The sequence below is a fragment of the Infirmifilum sp. NZ genome (assembly GCF_022693705.1).
Taxonomy (GTDB): domain Archaea; phylum Thermoproteota; class Thermoprotei; order Thermofilales; family Thermofilaceae; genus Thermofilum.
The window spans coordinates 687,296-708,809 of the sequence record NZ_CP094288.1 but is presented as its reverse complement, the minus strand read 5'-3'; the positions used below and the strand labels follow the sequence as shown (position 1 = coordinate 708,809).

The following is a 21,514-nucleotide window of genomic DNA, read 5'->3' as shown; positions in this document are numbered from 1 at the left end:
AGAGGTAGTCTCGTGGCCAACAGGAACCCTCTGAAGATTGCAGCGATCGTCATCCCCCACGATGACCACCAGGTTGTAGTTTTCGTGAATTCCGAGGGTAGGGTCGTTCGGATCGAGTGGTCAAGCTCTTCAGAGCGGCCTGTCCTGAACTCCCTGCTTGAGATACCTGTACCGTCCAGCAGGGCGCCTGAGCCCAAGGGCTTGGAGACGCTGGAGTGGATGTTCCTTGCGATGTGCGATGGCAGGCGCACACTTCAAGAAATCTGCACCGCCCTGAATATCCCCGTGGGAACAGGTAGGCTTATCGTGGAGAAGCTTAGGTCGCGCGGCTACGTGGAGAGAATTATCGTGAGGCCTCGAGTGTGACTACCTTCTTTCCTCTAGGTGCGATAAGGTAACTTTGGCCACCTCGGTGGTCACCGCTAGCGTAGCTATCACAGCTACGGCTTTCTCGAAATCTTCAAGAGAGATCTGTGTTATGTCGAGTGCGACCTGCACTGGAGGAATACTTAAGATCAGCAATTGTACGATGAAGGATAGAACCAGCGTCAAGAGGAGGGGCTTGTTGCGCAGGGGCGAGAGCTTGTAGATCGGGCTTCTGAGAGACCTGAACAGATAAGCTAGGACAAGCTCGCCGAGCACCATGGACGTGAAGAGCGTAGTCCTAGCCTCCACTACGGAGACACCGTTTCCCAGGAGAAGCTTGAACAGAAAGGCTAGGCTGAGCGTGAAAACGAGCGGCGTTATTACTAGGAATGCCAGCGTCTCCCCTCTCGAGAATATAGGCGAGTTGGGCTTTCGCGGCTCTCGCTCGAGAAGGTCAGGCTCGCCGGGCTCAAGGCTTAGCGCGATCGCTGGCGCCCCGTCTGTGACGAGGTTAACCCAAAGTATCTGCGTCGCCGTGAACGGTATTGGGAGGCCCATGAAGGTGGCGAAGAGTGGGACTAGAAGCTCCGTGATGTTAGCCGACAGCAGGTAAACAAGGTACTTTCTGATGTTTTCGAATATTTCACGACCAAGCTTTACTGCTTCAACTATCGTCGCGAAGTTGTCGTCGGCTAACACCATGGAAGCGGCCTCTTTGGCCACCTCAGTACCTGTAATACCCATCGCCACGCCGACATCCGCAGCCTTGAGAGCCGGCGCGTCGTTTACTCCATCTCCGGTCATAGCCACCACATGCCCCCTCTTTTTTAGTGCTTTAACTATGCGAAGCTTGTGTTCGGGGGACACGCGTGCATAGACCCGGATTCTCTCAACTTTCTCGGTAAGCTCTTCCTCGCTCATCTTCTCTAGCTCGGCACCAGTGATCACGATGTCTCCCTCCTCGAGCATACCGAGTTGCTTCGCTACGGATAAAGCCGTGAGCTTGTGATCGCCTGTTATCATCGAGACCTTAATCCCTGCTCTCTTACACGTTTCCAACGCGCTTTTAACCTCTGGGCGAGGGGGGTCTATCAGGGCTACTAGGCCAAGGAAAACTAGATCTTTCTCGTCATCCTCAGATACAGTTTCCTTTTCATGATCGAAGAACTTAACCGCAAAAGCGATGTTTCTCAACCCCTCTCTGGCGAACTCATCGTTGACCTCGAGGACCCTCCTTCTAACCTCGTCTGTCAGTTCAACAGCCTCACCGTTAAACGTGAGGATCTTTGACGATAAAGGTAGCAGAACTTCAGGAGCACCCTTCACGAACATCACCTTCCCACTCTGGTGCACATGAAGCGTGCTCATCCTCTTTCTCTCGGAGGAGAAGGGAACCTCGCCTACCCTCTCCAAGGATAAAGTTACTCCGGCTTTCACCGCGAGAACCTTGAGAGCACCCTCCGTCGTATCACCTCTGACGATCCACTTCCCATCCGAATTAGATAGCTGAGAGTCGTTGTTATTGTACGCGTTTAAAAGCAGCATGTACAGCGGTTGAATTCGAGAAGCCTCAACGCGGGAGCCTCCGAGCAGTATTTCTCCTCTCGGGTCGTAGCCCGTACCTGTAACCTCAAACGTGACGTCGTAAACCCAGATCTTCACCGCCGTCATCTCACCCTTAGTCATGGTCCCCGTCTTATCGCTGCAAATGTAAGTTGTCGAGCCCAGCGTCTCGACAGCCGGAAGCCTCTTAACGATGGCGTTCCTCTTCGCCATCTTGTAAACACCGATGGCGAGCGAGCCCGTTACCACGACTGGAAGAGCCTCCGGTACAGCCGCAACAGCTAGACTCACAGCCCAAAGTAGCAGCTCCAGAGGATGGAGCCCCCAGAAGAACATGCCTACAATCGAAACCACGGAAGCCACGACTAGCATGAGAACCAGGAGATTCCTCCCGAGCGCGTCGAGCTGCCTCTCGAGGGGGGTTTTCTCGGTTTTAACCTCCTGTAGTGACTCAGCGATTTTCCCAAGCTCGGTGTTTTTCCCCGTTGCCACGACGACGGCTTTCCCCTTCCCGTACACTACCACAGTACCCGCGAAAACCATGTTCACTCTTTCCGCTAAAGGCGCGTCAGCTTCTAGGGTCTCAGCGATCTTGTCCACAGGGGTAGACTCTCCAGTAAGCATGGACTCGTCAACCCGGAGGTTTACTGCCTCGAAAACTCTAGCGTCTGCCGCGACTCTATCGCCAGCGTTTAGCACGAGCACGTCCCCAGGTACAACTTCCTCCGAGCGAACGGTCTTCACCTCACCTTCCCTTATGACTGTTGCGAGAGGCGACGCCATTTTTTTGAGGGCTTCAAGGGCCCGCTCAGCCCTGTACTCCTGGTAAAAGCCTAGGACTGCACCCGCCAAAACGAGAACAACTATGACCAAGGCGTCGAGAGTCTCGCCTATCGCAACTGAAAGGGCTGTTGCGAAAAGAAGCAAACCGGTCAGAGGGTTCAGGAACTGGTTCAGGAAAAGCCTCAAGGGGCTAATCCTCTTCTCCTCCTCAATCCTGTTCGGCCCCCAAACTTTAAGACGTCTACGGGCCTCATCCTCGCTCAGCCCTAGAGGAGTTGTGCGCAGCCTCTCGAAGACTTCCTCCTGGCTGAGAGCGTGCCAAGGAGTGCTCTCACTCATCTTCGAACGATAGCCGTGAGAACGCCGAGCTCTAAAAACTTAACTTAATAAAGGCGATGAAAGTGCCGGGGCGTAGCCAGGAGGTCAGAGGAGCCTCCTAAGGAGCCTCTCCACCTGCTCGCTCTCAATGATGGATTTAAGCCTCTCGCACCCACAGGGAGGCGGGGAAACGCTGGGCACGAGAAGTAACGGGGCTTTTCCGTGGAATTCGCGATTAAACGCGTCCAGCACTGTGTCCTCGGTCACTGTACCTCCTACCATGTTCACTATTACCGCCTTCACAGGTATACCCGCATCTGAGAGCTCAGCATAGACTCTGCGCGTGACGGAGAAATCCACAGGTAGAGGCCTGGACACGATCACGGCTCTGTGTTGCTCGGATTTGAGAAACTCCAGAATGTTGCTCGCCAGCCTCCTCCAGGATTCAATAAGCTCGAGCGGCTCGGCGCCTCCAGTTCTAACCTTATCGATAACCCCTTTAAGCTTTAGGTAGAGCTTCGCGGCATCACCCAGGTGCTCGTAGAACTCCTTCTCGATGCGGAGCATCCTTATACCCCCGCCCGTAGCCATGGTGTCCCAGACCATGAAGTCAGCGTTTATCCTGTGGAACTTATCCCAAACATAGTAAAGAGTGAACTCCTCCACGATGCCCGGAGCTCCAGCCACGTAGTCGATGATCTCCCTACCCACCGGGAATATGCTGGATGCTACCCTGTAAACCTCTTCTCCGAACCTCTCCTTCCACAGCTGTACGATCTTCTCCTCGGTAAGCTGCTCCGCGACAACCCCGTTGCAAACCTCCCTGGGCTCATCGGAGAACTCTACGCCCAAAACATCGTGCAGAGAGGGGACAAAATCCGTTGAAATCAGGTAAACCCTGTAACCTCTCTCTGCTAGCTTAACAGCCAGCGCCGATGAGAGCGTTGTTTTTCCAACCCCACCCTTACCCCAAAAGCTGATAAGCACGGGCACAGTAGCTTCGTGTTCAAGGCTAAATATATTCTTTTTAGGAAAACACTAACCTTATTACACGGGCTTTAAGACAGCTCCTGTGAACCTGTGGGACCTCTTGGAATCCTCGAAATGGCTGGCGCGGCAAGGATGGATGATGAGAGGGATTCCTACAGCTATAGCTGAGACGGTCTCGCAGCACTCCTGGGAAACCGGGTTAATCGCTTACCTTATCGCCTCGAGAGTAAATCCCGAGGAGTGCCCGTTGAACCCGTACAAGGCCGGGATGCTCGGGCTCGTTCACGACTTGCTGGAAGGAGTTCTGGGCGACATCCCAAGGTACACGAGCCTTCAGCTGGGAGACCTGAAGAACAGTCTGGAGGAAAAGGCTATCAGCGAGCTTGAAATGGAGCCGAATCTTCGAGAGTTGCTAAAAGAGTGGGAGGAGGGGGCTACGCCCGAGTCAAAAGCCGCGAGGATAGCTGACAGTCTGTCCACCTACCTGCAGGCATTGAGGTACATAAGATCGGGCTACAATAAAGCTCTGGAAATAGCTGAGACTTCCCGACGAAAAGCGATCGATCTCGCAAGGGGTACGTGCTTCGAGACTGTAGCTGTGCAAATGCTCAGCGACATCGAGAGAGCACTCCTCCGTGACTCTAAAAGCTGAACTTTGAAATTAAAAGGTTCAAACTTTTCAAAAACCTTATATCAACGCGGCGCATCCCTATTCGTAGCTATGGATGATAAGGACGCTGTCATACTCAGGATGCTGATGGACAACGCGCGCACACCGCTCACCGAGATAGCTAAGGCTGTAGGAGTGACCGATGTAGCGGTCAAGAAGAGGATACAGAAGCTGGAAAGAGAAGGCGTGATCAAGAAGTACACCATCGTCGTTGAGCCGAAGAAGATAGGGTACAACGGTGTAGCCCTTGTGGGCGTGGACACAGACCCAGATAAAGTTCTCTCTGTGGCACACGAGCTCTCAAAGCGCGAGTTCACAGTGTCTGTTTTCGTCACAACGGGAGATCACATGATAATGACCGAGGTTTGGGCTAAAACAGGCCAAGATCTAATGAAGATAATTGAGGAGATCGGCAGGATGGAGGGAGTTAAAAAGGTCTGCCCAGCTATAGTCCTAGAGAGGATCAAGTAGCTTCCTCAGCAGCAAGAACACGCGCGCCTGCAGCCTGAGCTTTTCGAATGACCCGCTCTCCGAGACGACCCCCTTCTCCCTGAGAGAGGAGATCAGCTGGGAAAAGCCCTTGCCATCCAGGCCGAGCCTCGTAGACGCCTCGCTAGCATCGCGACTCACTGCTATCACCTTGATCGCCTTCAGCTCCTCCTCGCTCAGCCCATCGACACTCACATTAAGTAGTCTAGACAGCGCCTCGACAAGTGCGCTCTCAACAAGCCGCTCCAACTCCTCCGTAGACACGAAGTGGAAGTAATCCGGCAGTAGCACGACCTCTACTCCGAGTTCGCGCGCGTACACTTCAGCCGGCTTATCAGCGAACCCCCTAGCGACGATCAGAGGCTTGGCCCCAATGAGCTGAGCATTAGCAAGCGCCTGCCTCACATCGGTCGTTGAAACCCTCCCCGACTTAACCTCGACTGCGTAAAGTTCCCCACCTTTGCGCGCAATAGCGTCGACCTCAGCTACCTCAACCCCTTCTCTGACAACCCTGTGCCTGTACGAAACGATCTCGAAGCCGAGGCTCTCAAGAATATGGAAAGCCAGAGTCTCGGTCCAGAACCCCCTACGGGAACCCACTTTACCTCACCCAAAGGCTTCTAAACATAGCCTTAACGTCGCCTAAAGTAAGCGTTTTCGCGAAGTCTACGTTGGAGAGCTCCTTCAACCTCAACCTAGCGAGGGTGGGCTGATACCGCCACAGCGCTAGCTCCCAGAACAAGTCCCACGTAGCCACGCTAGAGTAGTGCCTCCTGTACATGAGCATCGCCGAGTGCTCGAGCAAGCCGAGGTCCTCGACCTCCCGAGCTTCAGCGGCCTTAAGCTCGTAGAGGCTACGGTAGGGGCAGAAGCGGCACGAGACCCTAGGTATTCCGAGAAGGTAGTGGGGATGCACCAAGTGGTGCTCCGCAACAATCCTCGCTGCATCTAATGCTGTAAAGTCGTAAACCAGGTTTAACGTGCGACCTTGCACAAAACTACTTTTTGTAGCTAAGCCTTTGAGCCTGCTCATCCTTTTACCGCTTTCAAGCATGCGGTCCCCTTTAGCCTCAAAGTCGGCGCCCAGGGCCTTCCGCGCCTCCCTCAGAGCCCTCGTCTTGAGGTAGGTGCACCACCTTACGCCACGCCTAGGTAGCCCCTCGCGCATGAGATAGAACTGCATCATCCTCCTGTCCGCCTCCACGTATAGGAACTCTACTCCCAGCTTGTTAGCGATCCTCTCGGCTATGTCAATGTTTTCAAGGGGTTCGAGGTAGGGGACGTGGACGTACACAGCCAGGAGTTTGAAGTCTATGTGCTCGCGGAGCCTCGACAAGATGAGTAGCTGAGCTGTGCTGTCCTTCCCCCCACTTAGATCAGCCATCACAAGCTTACCGTCAAGTGTCTCCCTGAGAGCCGTCGCAGCCTGAGCTACACGCTCTTCAAGCAACCCCTCTCGAGGCTCTAGAGACGGCACGATAGGGTTCTCGTAGAGAATTCTGAACAGCTCGCTTTCCGTTTTCAACCCGAAACCTCTCTCTCCTAACCACAGGTAGTGCTCCTGGACGTTTCCGCGTGTAACCTCGACGTAGTCGCCGAAAGTCCTTACAAACCCCTCCACTTTCCCGTCTACAAGCACTGGATATGCCTCCATCATGAGCCCATCGAGAATTCTCCTCGTAGCAATAGTTCATTTAGTTTTCCGCTGACTTTTTCGCCTCCAGCAGGGTTGAGAGAGGGGTCACGAGCATTATAGCGACGTCTGTGAGCTACCTTAGCAGTCACATCGCATGTCGCGCAATTCAGGCCCATTGATGCGCTTAAGGAACTCAGCCTACGAGGCGCCGGATCTTTCCAGTAATACTGTAAAACTGAGAAATGATTAAGGAAAAACAATGCCTAAATTAGTTTGGTTTAAATGATTACTACTTGGACTTTGCCCTCTAATTCTTTCTTGAAGCGCTCAGCGTCACTTGCTGAGCCGACGATTGCCCCGTAGTGCATCGGGATAGCTAGCTTAGGCTGGATATCCAGCGCCGCCCTAACGGCCTCCTCAGCGGTCATGACATAAGTCCCGCTAACCGGTAGTAACGCAACGTCCACCCTCCCTTTAAGCTCCTTCATCTCCGGAATGTGGTCGGTGTCTCCGGCGTGGTACACTCTAACACCACCGATAGTGACTATGACGCCGACACCCTTGTACTCGCGCGGGTGAAATCTCTTATTGACGTTATATGCGTGAACAGCCTCTACGGTAACCCCCTTCACCTCAACTCTGCTCCCGGGCTCGACGAGGTGATAACGGAGACCCAGTTTCTCAACCTTCCCCTTACAGTTCACGCTGGCAATTACGACAGCGTCTTTTTTCGCCACCTTTAGAACATCGTCAGGGCTGCAGTGGTCATAGTGATCGTGAGTGCATATCACGATGTCGCCGTCCCTTGGAGCGCCCTCGACCTCGAAGGGATCAATGTAGATCGTCACACCGCCTGCTGAAAGCCTGAAGGTGGCGTGCTTTAAGTGCTCTACGAGAAGCCCTTGGAATGTTAACGAACCCATCACGTTATCTGTCCCGACAACCAATATAAGGCTTTCCTGAGCCTTTACACCAAGCTCCCGGCAACCTGACTTAGGCTGTAATGTTTTTAACCCTCCTTGGTTTAAGAAATTTGTGGGGAGCGGGGGTGCCCGAGCTAGGTCAAAGGGGGCGGACTCAAGATCCGCTGGCGTCGGCCTACCCGGGTTCGAATCCCGGCCCCCGCACTTCACACATCTGAACCCCCTCGCGCGCTGAAAGTTCTAGGAGATAGTCTCTCCTCAAAGGCTCCTCTAGGAAAACGCGAGGGTTTGTCCAGGAGAGGTCTTACTCGACTTTGAAGAGGGGGTCTCCCTGCTTCACAACGCCCCCCTCCTCAACGTAAACTTCAGTTACAGTCCCGCTCGTATTTGACTTGACTTCAACAAGGGTTTTCATAGCCTCAATCACCGCAAGCACGTCTCCAGAGCGGACAATATCCCCCTTCTTCACGTTGACCTTGGACACTCTTCCAGTAATGGGCGACGTCACGACACCCTTGCCTAAAGGTGGTGACTCGACCTTCTTGACTATCCCTGTCTGCAGGACGGAGAGAACGGTCTCGAGCGGGCTCCCCCCCTCCTCAACTTCGACCTCAACCTCGAAGGCCTCACCATCTACTATGACCAGGAACTTCTTCCTCATGCGCTCACCACTGGGAGAGAGCATCATCCTCGGTTACGTCCAGCGCCCGCGCGAGCCTCCACGCGCTGACGGGTGTGGCGGCGAGAGCTCTCTGATGCCTCCGGCGCCGCTCCCTGGAGCGCATGTACGCTATGACCGCTGCTAGAACGACGGCGCGCTTTCCAGGCTCCATCCTCACACCGGCGGGACTCCGTGCTTGCGAGGTGGTCTGGGTTGCCTCTCACGCTTGTCCATGAGGAACTGGAGCAACTTGTAGAGGTAGGGCCTCGTCTCCCTGGGGAGTATCACGTCGTCAACGTACCCCCTGGCTGCCGGCACGTAAGGGTTCGCTATCTCGCTCCTGTACTTCTCAGCGAAGACCTTAGCGAGCTCCTCAGGGTTCTCGGCCTTCTCGAGCTCCCTCTTGTATATTATCTCAATAGCCCCCTCGGGCCCCATGACCGCTATTTCAGCTGTCGGCCAAGCTAGGACGAAGTCCGCTCCCAGGTGCTTGCTCCCCATCGCGATGTACGCCCCGCCGTAAGCCTTCCTCAGTATGACAGTAATCTTCGGTACTGTGGCGTCAGCGTAGGCGTAGATTATCTTTGCGCCGTGCCTGATCACTCCGTGGTGCTCCTGGTAGGTGCCCGGCAGGAACCCCGGGACGTCGACGAACGTTACTATGGGGAAGTTGAACGCGTCGCAAAACTGCACGAACCTGCTTATCTTGTCCGAAGAATCTATGTCGAGGCTCCCGGCCATCACGGCGGGCTGGTTCGCCACAACGCAGACCGCATACCCGCCAAGCCTAGCAAAGCCCACCACAGCGCTTTGAGCGAAGTGCTGGTGGACTTCGAGGAAGCTTCCTGCGTCGAACACCCTGTAGATCACTTCTCTGACATCGTAGGGCTTCACCGGGTCGTCCGGCACTACACCCTCCAGCGAGCTGTCCTCGCGGAGCGGGTCGTCGCCCGTCTCGACGAAAGGAGGATCCTCGGTGTTGTTGCCCGGCAGGTAGCTCAGCAACCTCCTCACGAGGGCAATCGCCTCTCGGTCGTCCTCCGCTATGAAGTGCGCGACGCCGCTTCTAGACGCGTGGATCTCCGCGCCCCCAAGCTCCTCGAACGTCACATCCTCTCCTATGGATGCCTTCACGACCTTAGGGCCTGTTATGAACATGTAGCTTTTCCTAGTCATCACAATGAAGTCGGCCAAGGCAGGGCTGTAAACAGCTCCGCCAGCGCAGGGACCCATTATGGCTACGATCTGCGGGACCACGCCGCTCGCCATGACGTTCCTGTAGAATATCTCCCCGTAACCCTTGAGTGAGTCGACGCCCTCCTGGATCCTCGCACCCCCGCTGTCGTTAAGCCCTATGACAGGAACACCCAGCTTTAAGGCCAGCTCGATCGTCCTGGCGATCTTAGTCGCGTGCATTTCCCCGACGCTCCCGCCCATGAACGTGAAGTCTTGAGCGTAGACCGCTACGCGTCTCCCATCGACGGTTCCGAGGCCCGCGACGACACCGTCGCCGTAGGCTTTCTTCGACTCCATGCCGAAGCCCGTGGCTCTGTGCTGGACGTACCGCCCGATAGGGATGAAGGAGTCCGGGTCAAGCAGGAGGCTAAGCCTTTCATGCACTGTGAGCCTCCCCTGCTCGTGGAGCCTTCTCACGAGCTCCTCGCTCAGACTGTCAGCCGCTCTTCTACGCTCAATCAGCTCAGCGATCCTCCTCTCATCCATCCAACAGGCACCCTCGCGCCTAGGAGAGCTCGAGTACCCAGACTTCGAACTCGCCCCCGTTCAGCCTCACTCTAACCTGCTCAGCCCCCCTTCTCACAGCTTCGAGAACCATGCCGATATGCCTCTGAACCCTGGCTACAGATTCAAGCCAGTCCCCGTTGGCGACGCGCAGGGTGTGAGGCACTCTAAGGGCGCGAAGGTCGCTGTCAGCGATGCCGTTGAGTCCTTGAACGCTGAAAGCATCGCCCTCCCTAACTGGAAGCTTGCCGCTAGCCGCGGCGCTTAGACCTCTGACGGAGAGGTACGCTGTTGCCCCGGACCTGATCATCACGCCCTCGCGGGCGAAGAAAGCGGTCCAGGGCTCCACCCTTCTCCCATCGGCAATAACCTCCGCATCCCCTGCCACGGCCATCAAGGTTTTACCGTTCAAAACAGCTTCAAACTCCCCGCCCTGGAGCTCGATGGCTGGGGCTGTGAGGCTGTTAAGTGAAAGCAGGTTTGACACGGCGTGGGCGAACTTATCTTGCGACCCCAGGGGGTTAGGCGAAAGGAAAGCCCTGTATGCCTTTCGTACTACCATCGTCATACAGCCATACACCGCTTAGGGTGCCTTACACGCCATGTGGTATTTAAGGCTTGCCGATAATCGCTTCAACGATCGTCGAAAGCTCCAGTCTATACTACCCAGTCCTCGATACTCCTATTCCCCATTACTAGAACCCGGATGAAGCCGGCCAGAAGGATTGTGAACCACAAGGGCTGATACACCAGGAAGTATAGCGGGTAGAGGTACAGGTACGACTTCATGCCGACGTACCGCGATGCTATGAAATGCCAGGACGAGAAGGCGAGGAGCACGGCCAGCAGAGGGATAATGTAGACGATTTGCAGGTTAATGGAGAGAATCGCGGCTAGCGGTATGAACTGGGCCGTCACGGAGGAAAGAGAGAGCAGCGCTAGGTAGAGAGTCTTCGCGAATGTGTGGTTGTAGAGTAGGAAGGGCAGGAGGGTCGACACGAGCGACGGCAGGGAGATCAGCAGGCCCGGTAGCAGCACGTGAGGCATCCTGGCGAGAGCCCTAAACCCCACCCTGTAGTACCTCTGCAACCAGTCCGCTAAACCAACCGCCCACCTTTTCCTCTGCTTGTACCACTTCCTCCATGACTCTGGGGCGTAGTTGTAAACCTCGGTGGTGTCGATGTACGTGAACCTGTGGCCCTTCAGGAAGCTCCTGACCGCCAGGTCGAAGTCCTCCGAGATTATCGGCTTGAAGAACCCAACCTCCTCCAAGGCCCTCCGCGTGGCGGCGAAGGCGGCTCCGTTGATCGCCACAGTCCTCCCAGCAAAGCGAGCCATCAGCTTGCTCGCGAAGTTCGTGGCCACGTACTCTATGTAGACCATTTTCCCAAGAAGCCCCCCACCAACGACAACCTTCTTTATATCAGCTATGTCGAACCCCTTAATCCCATCCACGATTTTCTCGATGAAAAGGGGGTCCCTAACCTCAACGTCATCGTCGAGGAAAACCACGACCTCCCCCCGCGAGAGCCTCAAGGCTGTGTTGAGGGCGCTAACCTTCCCCGCTCTTCTAGCGTTGAAGACGACCCGAACCCCCTTGATCCGCGAGAGCGCCGAAGCAACCTCCTCAGACGGCTCGTCCACAACTACGATGATCTCGAGGCTCGGGTACTTACTCCCGGCCAGCGCGCTAACAAGCCTGACAAGCCTGTCGCTCCCGCGGAACGAGGGGATCACAACGCTAACAGACTTTAGCTCCTGGGGGCTCTCAACGGCCAAGGCAGGCACTTCGGCAGACGACACGCTTAGGGGAACGCCGCCATTAATAAATCGTTTACGCGATTAAACAAGCGATGTACGGCGAGCACGCAACGGAGGACCTTCAGGGGATCATACTAGCTCTAGCCAAGCGCGACGTCTACAACGGCGTGGGACGCGTCTTCATAACCGAGCTGGAGGCTCAAGGCTTCACGCGCGAAGAGGTGACGGCCGCCATAGAAAGCTTGAAGTCCAAGCATAAAGTTGCGGTCATCGGAGATGTGATAAAGGTTTACTTCCGGGAGAAGCCATGAGGCAGTACAAGTGCCTCAGCACGCCCATAGGCGAGCTCTGCTTCATCGTGGAGGGCAGGATGGTGCTGGCCCTGCACTCGAAGAAGCGCGTCAAGCCAGCCGGGGCCCAGAGAGGCGGAGCCGAAGCAGAGGCTTTCGAGAAGGAGCTTCAGGAGTACCTCCACGGATCAAGAACCAGCTTCACCTTCAAACCCGCGCTCTCGGGATCCAGCTTCAAGCGAAGTGTCCTCGAAGAGGTCCTCAAAGTGCCCTACGGGACGACCACGACCTACAAGGAGATTGCCCGAAGGCTCTCAACAACCCCCCGCTCCGTCGCTGCAGCCCTCAGCTCGAACAGCATACTCATAGTCGTCCCTTGCCACCGGGTCATCTCAGCGTCCGGGTGGATAGGGGGCTACGCCCTGGGGGTCGACGCGAAACTCTTCCTCTTAAACCTCGAGAAGGCAAGCCTTCTTTAATCTTAGACGGAGATATAATAAGTTTTAGAAGACTTAGTAGTCATGTCAATTGTTGTTTGATGACAATGACTAGTATTCTTTATGGAATATAGTTTAAAATAACAGAATAGGAAAGAGTTTCGGATTGCTTTTTCGGTGCAATACTAAATTTTTCAGAAGATGAGTTCTTTCAGCTTAAGACTTTTCAACTCCTCAAGGAAAATATTTATAAACTAGGTATGGCGGAGAAATACGATGGCTGAAAGCCGCAGGAGAAATTTGTTGCTGGTAACAGCTGTCATAGCTATAGTACTCGTTGCGGCTATTGTAGCATTCATATTCTTACAGCAGCCACCACCTCAACAACCTACTGCCCCAGCTCAGCAACCAGGAGCTCCTCCTCAGCAACAACCAGTTACACAGCCTACGAAGCCTTTCCATAAACAAATATTATACCTTATCGTTAACGACGAGGGAACCAGGATCAATATGTACAAGACGGGCGTCTTCGACATAGCCGTTGTTACTCCTGCACGTTGGCCTGACGTAAACAACACGCCAGTTGATGGTTTCAGCCTACACCTTGTACGTAGACCCGATAAGCCCCAGCTGACAATACAGTATGTCGGGTTAAACCCGATGAGAGCACCTCTTAATATAACGGAAGTCCGCTACGCATTAGCATACGCTGTACCCTACGACGTGATACTCAACCAAGTGTTCAACAAACTATACACTAGGCTCTACACAATAGTTCCACGCGGGATGCCTGGCTACACAGAGTATGGAATCGTTAAGTTTGAATACAACATGACTAAAGCTAAGGAGCTAATCGCGTCCCTTAAAGCAAAGGGCTTTGACCCGAGCAAGTACACAATCACAATAATCTACAACGAGGGTAACACCGCTCGCCAGCAGATCGCTACACTCCTTCAACAGTCGTGGAGCGAGCTTGGTTTCAAGGTTACCGTCGAGGCGTATGCCTGGCCAAAGTACTTGGAGCTTGTTGACAACTTCCAATACGACGTGATGTTACTAGGTTGGATACCTGACTATCTTGATGCAGACAACTTCTTAATGCCATTCGTGTGGGGAGGTGCTGAGTTCAAAAACATAGAGTACGCAAGTAAAGTAGCCGCAGGCGATGTAGGAAAGTACTTAGCCAAGGTAGATGAAGCTATAGAGACTGAAAAATTCATTGTAGTTGTAGGACCTAAAGGCTCAGGTGCAACCTACACTGGGTCAACAAGCAAGCCGCTAGTAGTTGTGGCCTACGAAGTAGATTGGGAGGCTACAAACGCAAACTGGGAGAAGCCGGTAAACATGGTTACACTAGGTACAGGCGGCCTAAAAGATATAATTCTAAGTGCACTCTGTAAGGTCTCTCAGAGAATATTAGAGCCAGACGCCCGAGAAGCGGTTATACAAGCTGCTGTCATCAAGTTCAACAAAGCGAGCTCGCTAATTATGCTTGGTCAGCTCATTACCGGTGAAAACTATGGTAGCTGGGTTTACGGCATGTACTATCCAGTAGGCGCAGTTTCCACACGCTACGACCTTGTCTGGGAAGACCCCAAGGCTCCTGTGGTCGACACCGGAGTTCTTGGCATCAAAAATAACCCAGAGACAATGGTAATAGGCGACATAGGTTGGCCTGACACCTTCGATCCTGCAAAGTCCTACGAGTCATTCGGTTGGGAGATATTCGAACACACATACAGGAGGCTTGTGACTCTCTGGAAGGAAGAAACCGAGCCTATACCTGACCTAGCCGTAGCATGGGCCTTCAGCAAAGATATGACAGAGCTCTACTTTGTCATAAGAGGTAATGTTGTCGGTTACGACCCGTGGAACAACAAGACTTACCCGATTGACGCTACCGACGTACTCTTCTGCATATGGAGAGCTGTGAGAGCTAATTTGCCAGGTGGACCGCAGTGGATGATTGACGAGTTCATCGATGTGAATGCTTCAACAGTGCTAAGCGAGGAGGAATTGGACAGTATTGCTAGGAGCCAGGGATTAGTGACGGCATTTAAAGGTAAGAGCGCCGAGGTCCACAGCTTAAAGGATCTGCTCAGCTTCTTCGGATATAGTGGATCAACAGCAGGCGTGGTCAAGTTCAAGTTGAAGTTCCCATATGTGCCAATACTGCAAATCTTCCCAACAGGTGTCGGCGCCATCTATCCAATGGAGTACGCGCTAGGCGACCAATACAGCGCCGCAATTGCAGCGTCGAAAAACGGCAAGGATCCTGCAGCATGGGCTAAGTTTGTGCAACCAGGCGAGGATGATCCAATACACCAGTTGCTAGCAAAGAAGCCTGTATCAACCGGACCCTACTACGTGGCCGACTACAAAGAGGACAGTTACATCCTGCTGAAGTACAATCCATATTACTGGAACGCAACGTTATGGAAAGAACTGTATGGCTTCAAGCCCTAAAACTAATATTTTTTCTTTTCCTCTAACCATGATCAGTTAGGTGACGCTCATGGGGTTGGCTAGCTTCCTCGTGCGACGGATGATATCGTTTATTCCCAGCATTATAGGTGCCCTTCTAATTACGTACGTGATCGCCTATGTGATTCCGACAGATCCCGTTAGGGCATGGGTTGGCGAAAAGTTACTTAACCCGCAGACTCTGGAGGACTTGAGAAGAAAGTATAAATTTGATGCTCCCTGGTACGAGCAATTTGCTTTCCTCGTAGCCCAGCTACTGACAGGACAGCTCAGAGATCCAACAAGAGGTGACTTAGTTGTCGAGCAGGTAGCCCAGCGTTTCCCGGTGACTGTAGAGCTAGCAATCTTTGCATTCTTCTTTACCGTTGTTATAGGAATTCCGCTAGGAATCGCGGCTGCGGCGAAGCGGGATAGTGCTCTAGATCTCTTCGTGCGAGTTTTCGCGCTCTTCGGTAGCTCTATGCCGTCGTTTGTGCTGTACTACCTTCTCATACTCGTTTTCTACGTGTATGTGAAGACTACACTTCTAGCAGGTGTTCCCGCATTTTCCAATGCCTGCGCGATGCAACTAGCTGGGCTAAAGGATGGTGTCCCAGTATTTGGTTGGATAGCGTGGGCTGTTGGCCAGGTTCCTATGTTCGGTGCGCTTATGTGCGGCGAGTTTCAGGTAGTTTCCGATACGTTTACAAGAATGTGGTTGCCTGGTTTCGCTCTCGGCGTGCTTTCGGCAGGTTTCATCGCTAGGATAGTGAGGAACAGTCTCCTCGACGCATTGAGCTCTGAATCAATTCTTTTTGGAAAAGCCCGAGGGCTATCCAGCTGGACAATTTGGAAGCATGCGCTTAAAAATGGCTTTGCGCCAATTATCACTATTCTTGGCCTAGATTTTGCTGGATTGCTGACGGGCGCTATTATCGCGGAGACCATCTTTAACATCCCAGGCTTAGGAAGGTATATTTACCAAGGGATCACGCGCTTGAACTTTCCTGTAATCATCGCCGGCACTTTCCTATTCTCCTTGGTGTATATTATCATGAATCTAATTGTAGACATACTATACGCGGTGTTAGATCCGAGGGTAAGGTACTGAGGTGTCGAAACCATGAATTTTCTATACACTCTCTTCTCAAAAATCTTGAACGGGTACGTTGCACTAAGGGAAAGGCTAAGCCCGGGCTGGCTAGACAAGAATAGGTCTAAGTTGCAGGAGACTAAGCTCACGCTTTATGCTTTAGCAACTTCAAAAACCGGAGCCGCAGGGTTACTACTCGTATTTATCACAACTTTCCTCGCAATATTCGGTCCCTTTATAGCGTGGGAGCCCTACGACACTTACCCGCTATTACAAAACCCGAGCTTAGCTGGAATGTTGCCCTACCCCCCATGTTTCGGTACCTGTTCAGGGTTACCGTTATGGGGAACCGACAACTATGGACGGGATGTTCTCTCGTTAGTAGTTAGGGGCTTCAGGATAGCCCTTGTCATGAGCTTCATCATAGTTCTTGTGGGAGCTGCAATAGGGGTGATTCTCGGTCTAATTGCGGGCTACTTCGGTGGTTTAGTGGATGAGGTGATAATGAGGTTTACTGATATGATGTTCGCTTTCCCAGGCCTTGTATTGGCGATCGCATTTAGTCTCACGTTGAGGATATCAGTGAGGAACGTGTTGGCGGAAAACCCTGCGCTTACCTCTTTCTTCGCTGCGATTTTCGCCCTAAACCCGGGAGATGCACCGAACATTGCAAACCTCCTCTCTCTTTTCCTCGCCATGATTTTGGTTTGGTGGCCTCCCTATGCTAGGGTTGTTAGAGGCTCTGTACTGACAATAAAGGAGCAGGGGTTTGTTGAAGCCGCAAAAGCCTTAGGCCTTTCCACCTGGAGGATCCTGCGGAAACACATCTTGCCCAACATCCTCTCACCTCTACTTGTTATGCTTACGTTTGACATAGCTACAGCTGCTCTCTCTTCAGCCGCTCTCTCTTTCCTCGGTCTAGGGGCACAGCCCCCTGTTCCCGACCTCGGGTTGCTCGTCTCGATGGCTGGTCAATATTTTCCTGAGAGAAGCTGGTGGATAGTTATTGAGGCGGGTACGGCTTTGCTACTCATCTCTCTAGGTTGGAACATGCTCGGGGACGCACTGCGCGACGTGTTTGATCCAAGGACCAGGAGGTCAATAGAGCTGAAAGCGAAGCTGTAGGTGATCGTATATGGCTGAGATGAGTGACGGGCAGGTGCTGAAGGCCCGCGGAGTTACGGTGCGTTTCTACACCTATGCTGGTGTAGTGCACGCGGTAACGGATGCATACCTTGATGTTTTTCAAGGTGAGACTGTTGCCATAGTTGGTGAAACCGGTAGCGGTAAAAGTGTCTTCACTAGAAGCCTCACAGGTTTAATAGAGCCACCTGGTAGAATTGAATCCGGGAGTGTTCTATTCAGGAGGAGAGACGGTACAGTCGTAGACCTATTTAAACTTAGCAGCGAAGAGCTCAGAAAAATCAGAGGTGATGAGATCTCTTATGTGTTTCAAGACCCTAGTAGTGCTCTTGATCCCCTATATACAGCTGGTCATCATATCGTTGAAACTATTCTGGAGCATCGGAAGGCTTCACGGCGAGAAGCGCTACAAGAGGCGGTCATGCTCCTGAAGGACGTCCTTATTCCTACCCCGGAAATACGTGTGAAAAACTACCCACATGAGCTGAGCGGAGGTATGAGGCAGAGGGTTGTTATTGCAACGGCAATTGCGAACAGGCCCCGTCTCCTCATAGCGGATGAACCGACAACTAGCTTGGATGTTACCGTTCAGGCTCAGATACTCGACTTGCTTGCGAGCCTGAAGGCTAAGTATGGGATGAGCATTATACTAATTACTCATAACCTAGGAGTTGTAGCCGAAGTAGCTGACAGAGCATATGTCATGTACGGGGGGAGAATCATGGAGACAGCGGACGTCTTCACGCTTTTTGAAAATCCAGCACATCCATACACCAAAATGTTGTTGCGTGCACTGCCTGATCCTACCAGGAAGGTGAAGAGACTTGAGTCAATACCCGGTACTGTTCCAACACTTATTGATATGGGACCTGGCTGTCCATTTGCCCCTCGTTGCCCTTACGCAATGGATATCTGTAAAAAAGAGTTCCCAGCTTCCGTTATGCTGAGTGACAATCATACGGTTCACTGCTGGCTTCACTCAAAGAAGTGATGGGTATGGCGTTGCTTAGGCTGGAGAATATCAAAAAGTACTTCCGTGTCAGAGGCTCATTGTTCAAGTCTCTTAAAGCAGTCGATGGAGTGTCCTTGGAGATCGGTAGTAGCGAAACGTTAGGATTAGTAGGGGAAAGCGGTTGCGGGAAGTCAACATTAGGTAGAGTTGCTATCCGGTTACTAGAGCCTACCGCAGGTCGCATCATATACGAAGGGGTGGATATAACAAGGCTCAGCAACCGAAAGCTTAAAGAGTTCAGGAGAAGAGCACAGATAGTATTCCAAGATCCAAACACCTCTCTTAATCCAAGAATGACTGTTTACGAAATCTTAATGGAGCCTCTTTACGAGTATGACATGGTGCCAAGTGATCCCGAAAGCTTTCTAGTCGAACAGCTCAACTCAGTGGGCCTAGGCAAGGAGCACCTATTCCGCTATCCACACGAGTTAAGCGGAGGCCAGAAGCAACGTATTGCGATACTTAGGGCCCTCCTACTTAATCCATCGCTGATTGTTCTAGACGAGCCGACGTCATCCCTAGACGTCTCCGTCCAAGCGCAGATCCTTAACATGCTAAAGGATCTTCAAGCTGAGCATAAGATCTCATACCTTTTTATCTCGCACGACATCGCAGTGGTCAACTACATGAGCGACAGAATTGCCGTCATGTACCTTGGAAAGATCGTCGAGGAGGGAAAAGTGGAAGCTGTTCTCGAAAGTCCAGCTCACCCCTATACGAAGTTTCTCTTAAACGCTGTTCCGATACCAGATCCGAAGCTTAGGAACAGGAAGAGGGAAATGCTACAGGGTGAACCGCCATCACCTATCAACGCACCGCCTGGTTGCAGGTTTCACCCGCGATGCCCCTACGCAATGGATAAATGCAGGAAGGAGGAGCCACCTTTCTTTGAAATCGAGCCAAACCACCGCGTCGCGTGCTGGCTCTACTCCAGGTAAAAATAGCTAGAGCCCCTTTCTCTCAAGATGCTCTCTTCTCAAGAATTTTTCGTGAAGAGTAGAGCGCAGACTACTTCTACCAATGAGCAGGAAAACCCGCTCCTGCACATCGAAGTACAATAGGATGTAAAGAATTCCTTTATACGTTAACCGCTCTGGCTTCAATTCATTAACTAGTGCATGCACATGTGCAGAAGCGTCAGTAAAGCCTCTGAAGAACATCTCCAATCTTTTGAGAGCCATTCTAGATCCCAGCATCCTGGTAGCATAGTAGTCAACAGGCTCAAATGACGAGAATGATGAAGTCTCACTTTTTCTACGCTCCTTACCTATCGAACGGAGCTCATCGAGTACTTCAGGGCCGCATTTAACTGGCTCAAGAATAGGTGCCTCAATCGTAGGCTGTTTCCTCAGCATTGATGTTTCCACTTTCCTTGAGAGCAAGAGCCGAGTGTACGCAGAGCCCATTAAAGAGGCAACAAAGCAGTCAACTCCAACACACCAGCCTTCTTCTCCGAGGGGCTCCAGCCTAGCGAACGGGTACCAGACTAGCTTCAAAGCCCGTCTCAGAGCCCTAGCGTCAGCCTCCACAAAAACCGTCTCTATTTCACTCCCCCTTAAGGTTTGACGATACAATAGTTATACTTTACCTTTGCTTTTTCTCGCAAAACAAAATAAAAGGTAACTACAATTCGTTGTTAACTTTATTCAATGGTTAAAATTATGTTCAAGAACCTGTAAAGTGGAAAGTAACTTGGCTTTCAGAGCGAAGAACAGGATAGCTAAGAGAGCTATAGCCACAGGCATCAGCAGGAAGATGGGCACGTTTCTTTCAACAAACCTGCGGACAGCCAGCCCCAAGTCGAACCTCCTCTCGAACAGTTTTCTAGAGCCCCGTATCTCCTGCATATAAATGCTCAAGGTCGAGGCAGAGGCATTCACCTCTTCTGCAGCGAGATTAGGGCAGGCTCTCTCCGAAACGACTCCCCTCAGGACTCTCCACCCATAAAAGCTCCTTGCGTAGTAGGGTAGCTCACCGCTATCGTCGAGGATATAAGTCCCGTTCAGCGTGGGCGGGCTCACTGCGTAGTCGAAAGCTAAGCCGCTGAGGCTCATCACGGTGAGGCCTCCACTCCTGTGAAGGATCACTCTGCCCTCGCTTATGACGCCCGAAAGGCTTTGGGAAGGCTCTGCTCTAACGATTATTAAACCGCTCTCGTTGAAGCTCCAACCCCACACTTCGTCTAAAACCAAAACGAAAGGCTCCCTCCCGTGTTCTTCGTCGAAAACCCCCGCGCCTACAACGTAAACCCTCCCGGTGGTCGGATCCAGCCAGGCTCGCTTGAGGAAAGTATCCCCCAGCGTCCTGTAGCCTCTAAGCCACAGCAGTCCTCCGACCCTCGACACCCGCGCGGCGAAACCCTGCGCAACACCCTCGCTCTCCGTAGTTCCAATCACAACGTAATCACCATTCGGCATGAGCACGACGTCTTCCCCTGTCTCCAAGCTCGCCCCTCCGACGCTGAAACTCTCCCTTAGGCTCAGGTCCACGCCAAGCCTCAGGAGGAGAACGTCGCTCTGGGAGACGTTGTAGGCCCACGTATCCCCTACAACGTAGTAACCGCCCTCGCCGGCAATTATCCTCCTTGCGGTGTCGGGGTAGTCACGGCTGCCGAAGCACCTCGCGCCAAGGATAGAGCCATTAAGGCCGATCTTGGCTACGAAGACGTCTGCGTCTCGGGATCCACGCCGGTAAAAGTACCCTGCCATGACGAGCACATCACCTTCGAGGAACCCGTCCGACACGTAGACGTCCGAGTCTCCAACCACCGAGAAGCTCCTCGCATTCTTGCCCTGGAGCACTACCACGAAGCCGGAAGAACCGCCCCGACCCCTGATGAATCCGCTCATCACAACTCCCCTGCTTGAGGCCTTGGCGGAGACGATCATGCCGCTAAAACCCCACGTGTAGACTACAGCACCCGAGCCGTTCACAACCACCGCGGCTGGGGAAGGGCTAAGCGGGGAGCCCATGAACCCCCCAGCGTAGAGGTTGTCTTGTAGAAGCGCACTATCGACGGGGGAGAAGTCGCCTGGGCCTGCGAGGAGAGAAGCGGCTAAAATCAAGCAAAGCAGAAGGCACACCGCAGCTACGCGCGCCATGCACGCTCACATAAATGACCTGGATCCCTGCTATAAGTTCTTAAGCTAAAAATTTTTTATGAAAATCTTTACATT

The 21,514-nt window shown here is 52.9% G+C and carries 22 protein-coding genes and 1 tRNA gene; 11 read left to right on the top strand and 12 right to left on the bottom strand.

The genetic code is table 11. From position 1 onward, the window contains the following. The first annotated feature begins 12 nt into the window (after positions 1 to 12). Positions 13 to 366 carry a MarR family transcriptional regulator gene (locus tag MOV14_RS03770; protein WP_318537902.1) on the top strand — a complete coding sequence of 118 codons (354 nt, stop codon included), beginning with the start codon at positions 13 to 15 and terminating at the stop codon, positions 364 to 366. Here MOV14_RS03770 and MOV14_RS03765 read toward each other — a convergent pair whose 3' ends face one another. Further along, the gene (locus tag MOV14_RS03765) at positions 367 to 3,051 is read right to left on the bottom strand and encodes a cation-translocating P-type ATPase (RefSeq protein WP_318537901.1); all 2,685 of its coding nucleotides are present in this window, start codon (positions 3,049 to 3,051) and stop codon (positions 367 to 369) included. Positions 3,052 to 3,135: 84 nt separating this feature from the next. Next, on the bottom strand, positions 3,136 to 4,017 hold the full coding sequence (locus MOV14_RS03760) for an ArsA family ATPase (protein ID WP_318537900.1): 882 nt from the start codon (positions 4,015 to 4,017) through the stop codon (positions 3,136 to 3,138). Between the two features lie 85 nt (positions 4,018 to 4,102). Here MOV14_RS03760 and MOV14_RS03755 point away from each other — a divergent pair, with 85 nt between their 5' ends. After that, the gene (locus MOV14_RS03755) at positions 4,103 to 4,672 is read left to right on the top strand and encodes an HD domain-containing protein (RefSeq protein WP_318537899.1); all 570 of its coding nucleotides are present in this window, start codon (positions 4,103 to 4,105) and stop codon (positions 4,670 to 4,672) included. A 69-nt stretch (positions 4,673 to 4,741) separates the two neighbouring features. Further along, positions 4,742 to 5,161 (top strand): Lrp/AsnC family transcriptional regulator, encoded by a 420-nt coding sequence (locus MOV14_RS03750; RefSeq protein WP_318537898.1) that lies wholly within the window; start codon positions 4,742 to 4,744, stop codon positions 5,159 to 5,161. On the opposite strand, the gene MOV14_RS03745 is transcribed toward MOV14_RS03750, so the two are convergent. From MOV14_RS03745 to MOV14_RS03735, 3 genes are all read right to left on the bottom strand, one after another. Further along, positions 5,144 to 5,779 carry a restriction endonuclease gene (locus tag MOV14_RS03745; RefSeq protein ID WP_318537897.1) on the bottom strand — a complete coding sequence of 212 codons (636 nt, stop codon included), beginning with the start codon at positions 5,777 to 5,779 and terminating at the stop codon, positions 5,144 to 5,146. The two genes, MOV14_RS03750 and MOV14_RS03745, sit on opposite strands and share 18 nt — an antisense overlap. Position 5,780: 1 nt before the next feature. Next, positions 5,781 to 6,836, bottom strand: coding sequence for a phosphoadenosine phosphosulfate reductase domain-containing protein (locus tag MOV14_RS03740; protein ID WP_318537896.1), 1,056 nt, complete (start codon positions 6,834 to 6,836; stop codon positions 5,781 to 5,783). A 257-nt stretch (positions 6,837 to 7,093) separates the two neighbouring features. Next, complete coding sequence (locus MOV14_RS03735) at positions 7,094 to 7,738, bottom strand: MBL fold metallo-hydrolase (RefSeq protein WP_318537895.1); 645 nt, start codon at positions 7,736 to 7,738, stop codon at positions 7,094 to 7,096. A 119-nt stretch (positions 7,739 to 7,857) separates the two neighbouring features. Here MOV14_RS03735 and MOV14_RS03730 point away from each other — a divergent pair. Next, positions 7,858 to 7,942 (top strand) — tRNA-Leu (locus tag MOV14_RS03730). Positions 7,943 to 8,042: 100 nt separating this feature from the next. On the opposite strand, the gene MOV14_RS03725 is transcribed toward MOV14_RS03730, so the two are convergent. The 5 genes from MOV14_RS03725 to MOV14_RS03705 form a co-directional block, all read right to left on the bottom strand. Next, positions 8,043 to 8,399, bottom strand: a complete 357-nt coding sequence (locus MOV14_RS03725; protein WP_318537894.1) for a biotin/lipoyl-containing protein — start codon at positions 8,397 to 8,399, stop codon at positions 8,043 to 8,045. Between the two features lie 4 nt (positions 8,400 to 8,403). Then, positions 8,404 to 8,571 (bottom strand): hypothetical protein, encoded by a 168-nt coding sequence (locus tag MOV14_RS03720; RefSeq protein WP_318537893.1) that lies wholly within the window; start codon positions 8,569 to 8,571, stop codon positions 8,404 to 8,406. Positions 8,572 to 8,573: 2 nt separating this feature from the next. Further along, the gene (locus MOV14_RS03715; protein ID WP_318537892.1) at positions 8,574 to 10,121 is read right to left on the bottom strand and encodes an acyl-CoA carboxylase subunit beta; all 1,548 of its coding nucleotides are present in this window, start codon (positions 10,119 to 10,121) and stop codon (positions 8,574 to 8,576) included. Positions 10,122 to 10,140: 19 nt separating this feature from the next. Then, the gene (locus MOV14_RS03710) at positions 10,141 to 10,701 is read right to left on the bottom strand and encodes a hypothetical protein (RefSeq protein ID WP_318537891.1); all 561 of its coding nucleotides are present in this window, start codon (positions 10,699 to 10,701) and stop codon (positions 10,141 to 10,143) included. A 95-nt stretch (positions 10,702 to 10,796) separates the two neighbouring features. Beyond that, positions 10,797 to 11,942: a glycosyltransferase gene (locus MOV14_RS03705; protein ID WP_318537890.1), complete on the bottom strand. Its 1,146-nt coding sequence runs from the start codon at positions 11,940 to 11,942 to the stop codon at positions 10,797 to 10,799. A gap of 50 nt (positions 11,943 to 11,992) precedes the next feature. On the opposite strand from MOV14_RS03705, the gene MOV14_RS03700 reads away from it, so the two are divergent. From MOV14_RS03700 to MOV14_RS03670, 7 genes are all read left to right on the top strand, one after another. Further along, positions 11,993 to 12,211 carry a hypothetical protein gene (locus MOV14_RS03700; protein WP_318537889.1) on the top strand — a complete coding sequence of 73 codons (219 nt, stop codon included), beginning with the start codon at positions 11,993 to 11,995 and terminating at the stop codon, positions 12,209 to 12,211. Further along, complete coding sequence (locus MOV14_RS03695; protein WP_318537888.1) at positions 12,208 to 12,669, top strand: methylated-DNA--[protein]-cysteine S-methyltransferase; 462 nt, start codon at positions 12,208 to 12,210, stop codon at positions 12,667 to 12,669. The genes MOV14_RS03700 and MOV14_RS03695 overlap by 4 nt, the downstream gene beginning before the upstream one ends. A gap of 234 nt (positions 12,670 to 12,903) precedes the next feature. Beyond that, on the top strand, positions 12,904 to 15,093 hold the full coding sequence (locus MOV14_RS03690) for an ABC transporter substrate-binding protein (RefSeq protein ID WP_318537887.1): 2,190 nt from the start codon (positions 12,904 to 12,906) through the stop codon (positions 15,091 to 15,093). A 49-nt stretch (positions 15,094 to 15,142) separates the two neighbouring features. Further along, entirely contained in the window at positions 15,143 to 16,201 is a 1,059-nt protein-coding gene (locus tag MOV14_RS03685) for an ABC transporter permease (RefSeq protein WP_318537886.1), read from the top strand. A 12-nt stretch (positions 16,202 to 16,213) separates the two neighbouring features. After that, on the top strand, positions 16,214 to 17,308 hold the full coding sequence (locus MOV14_RS03680; protein ID WP_318537885.1) for an ABC transporter permease: 1,095 nt from the start codon (positions 16,214 to 16,216) through the stop codon (positions 17,306 to 17,308). A gap of 19 nt (positions 17,309 to 17,327) precedes the next feature. Further along, positions 17,328 to 18,317 carry an ABC transporter ATP-binding protein gene (locus tag MOV14_RS03675; RefSeq protein ID WP_442786696.1) on the top strand — a complete coding sequence of 330 codons (990 nt, stop codon included), beginning with the start codon at positions 17,328 to 17,330 and terminating at the stop codon, positions 18,315 to 18,317. Beyond that, the gene (locus MOV14_RS03670) at positions 18,317 to 19,276 is read left to right on the top strand and encodes an ABC transporter ATP-binding protein (RefSeq protein WP_442786695.1); all 960 of its coding nucleotides are present in this window, start codon (positions 18,317 to 18,319) and stop codon (positions 19,274 to 19,276) included. Before MOV14_RS03675 ends, MOV14_RS03670 begins: the two co-directional genes overlap by 1 nt. Positions 19,277 to 19,282: 6 nt before the next feature. Here the strand turns inward: MOV14_RS03670 and MOV14_RS03665 are convergent, their stop codons facing one another. Beyond that, positions 19,283 to 19,867, bottom strand: a complete 585-nt coding sequence (locus MOV14_RS03665; RefSeq protein WP_318537882.1) for a hypothetical protein — start codon at positions 19,865 to 19,867, stop codon at positions 19,283 to 19,285. A 117-nt stretch (positions 19,868 to 19,984) separates the two neighbouring features. Then, entirely contained in the window at positions 19,985 to 21,439 is a 1,455-nt protein-coding gene (locus tag MOV14_RS03660) for a hypothetical protein (RefSeq protein WP_318537881.1), read from the bottom strand. Positions 21,440 to 21,514 lie beyond the last annotated feature (75 nt).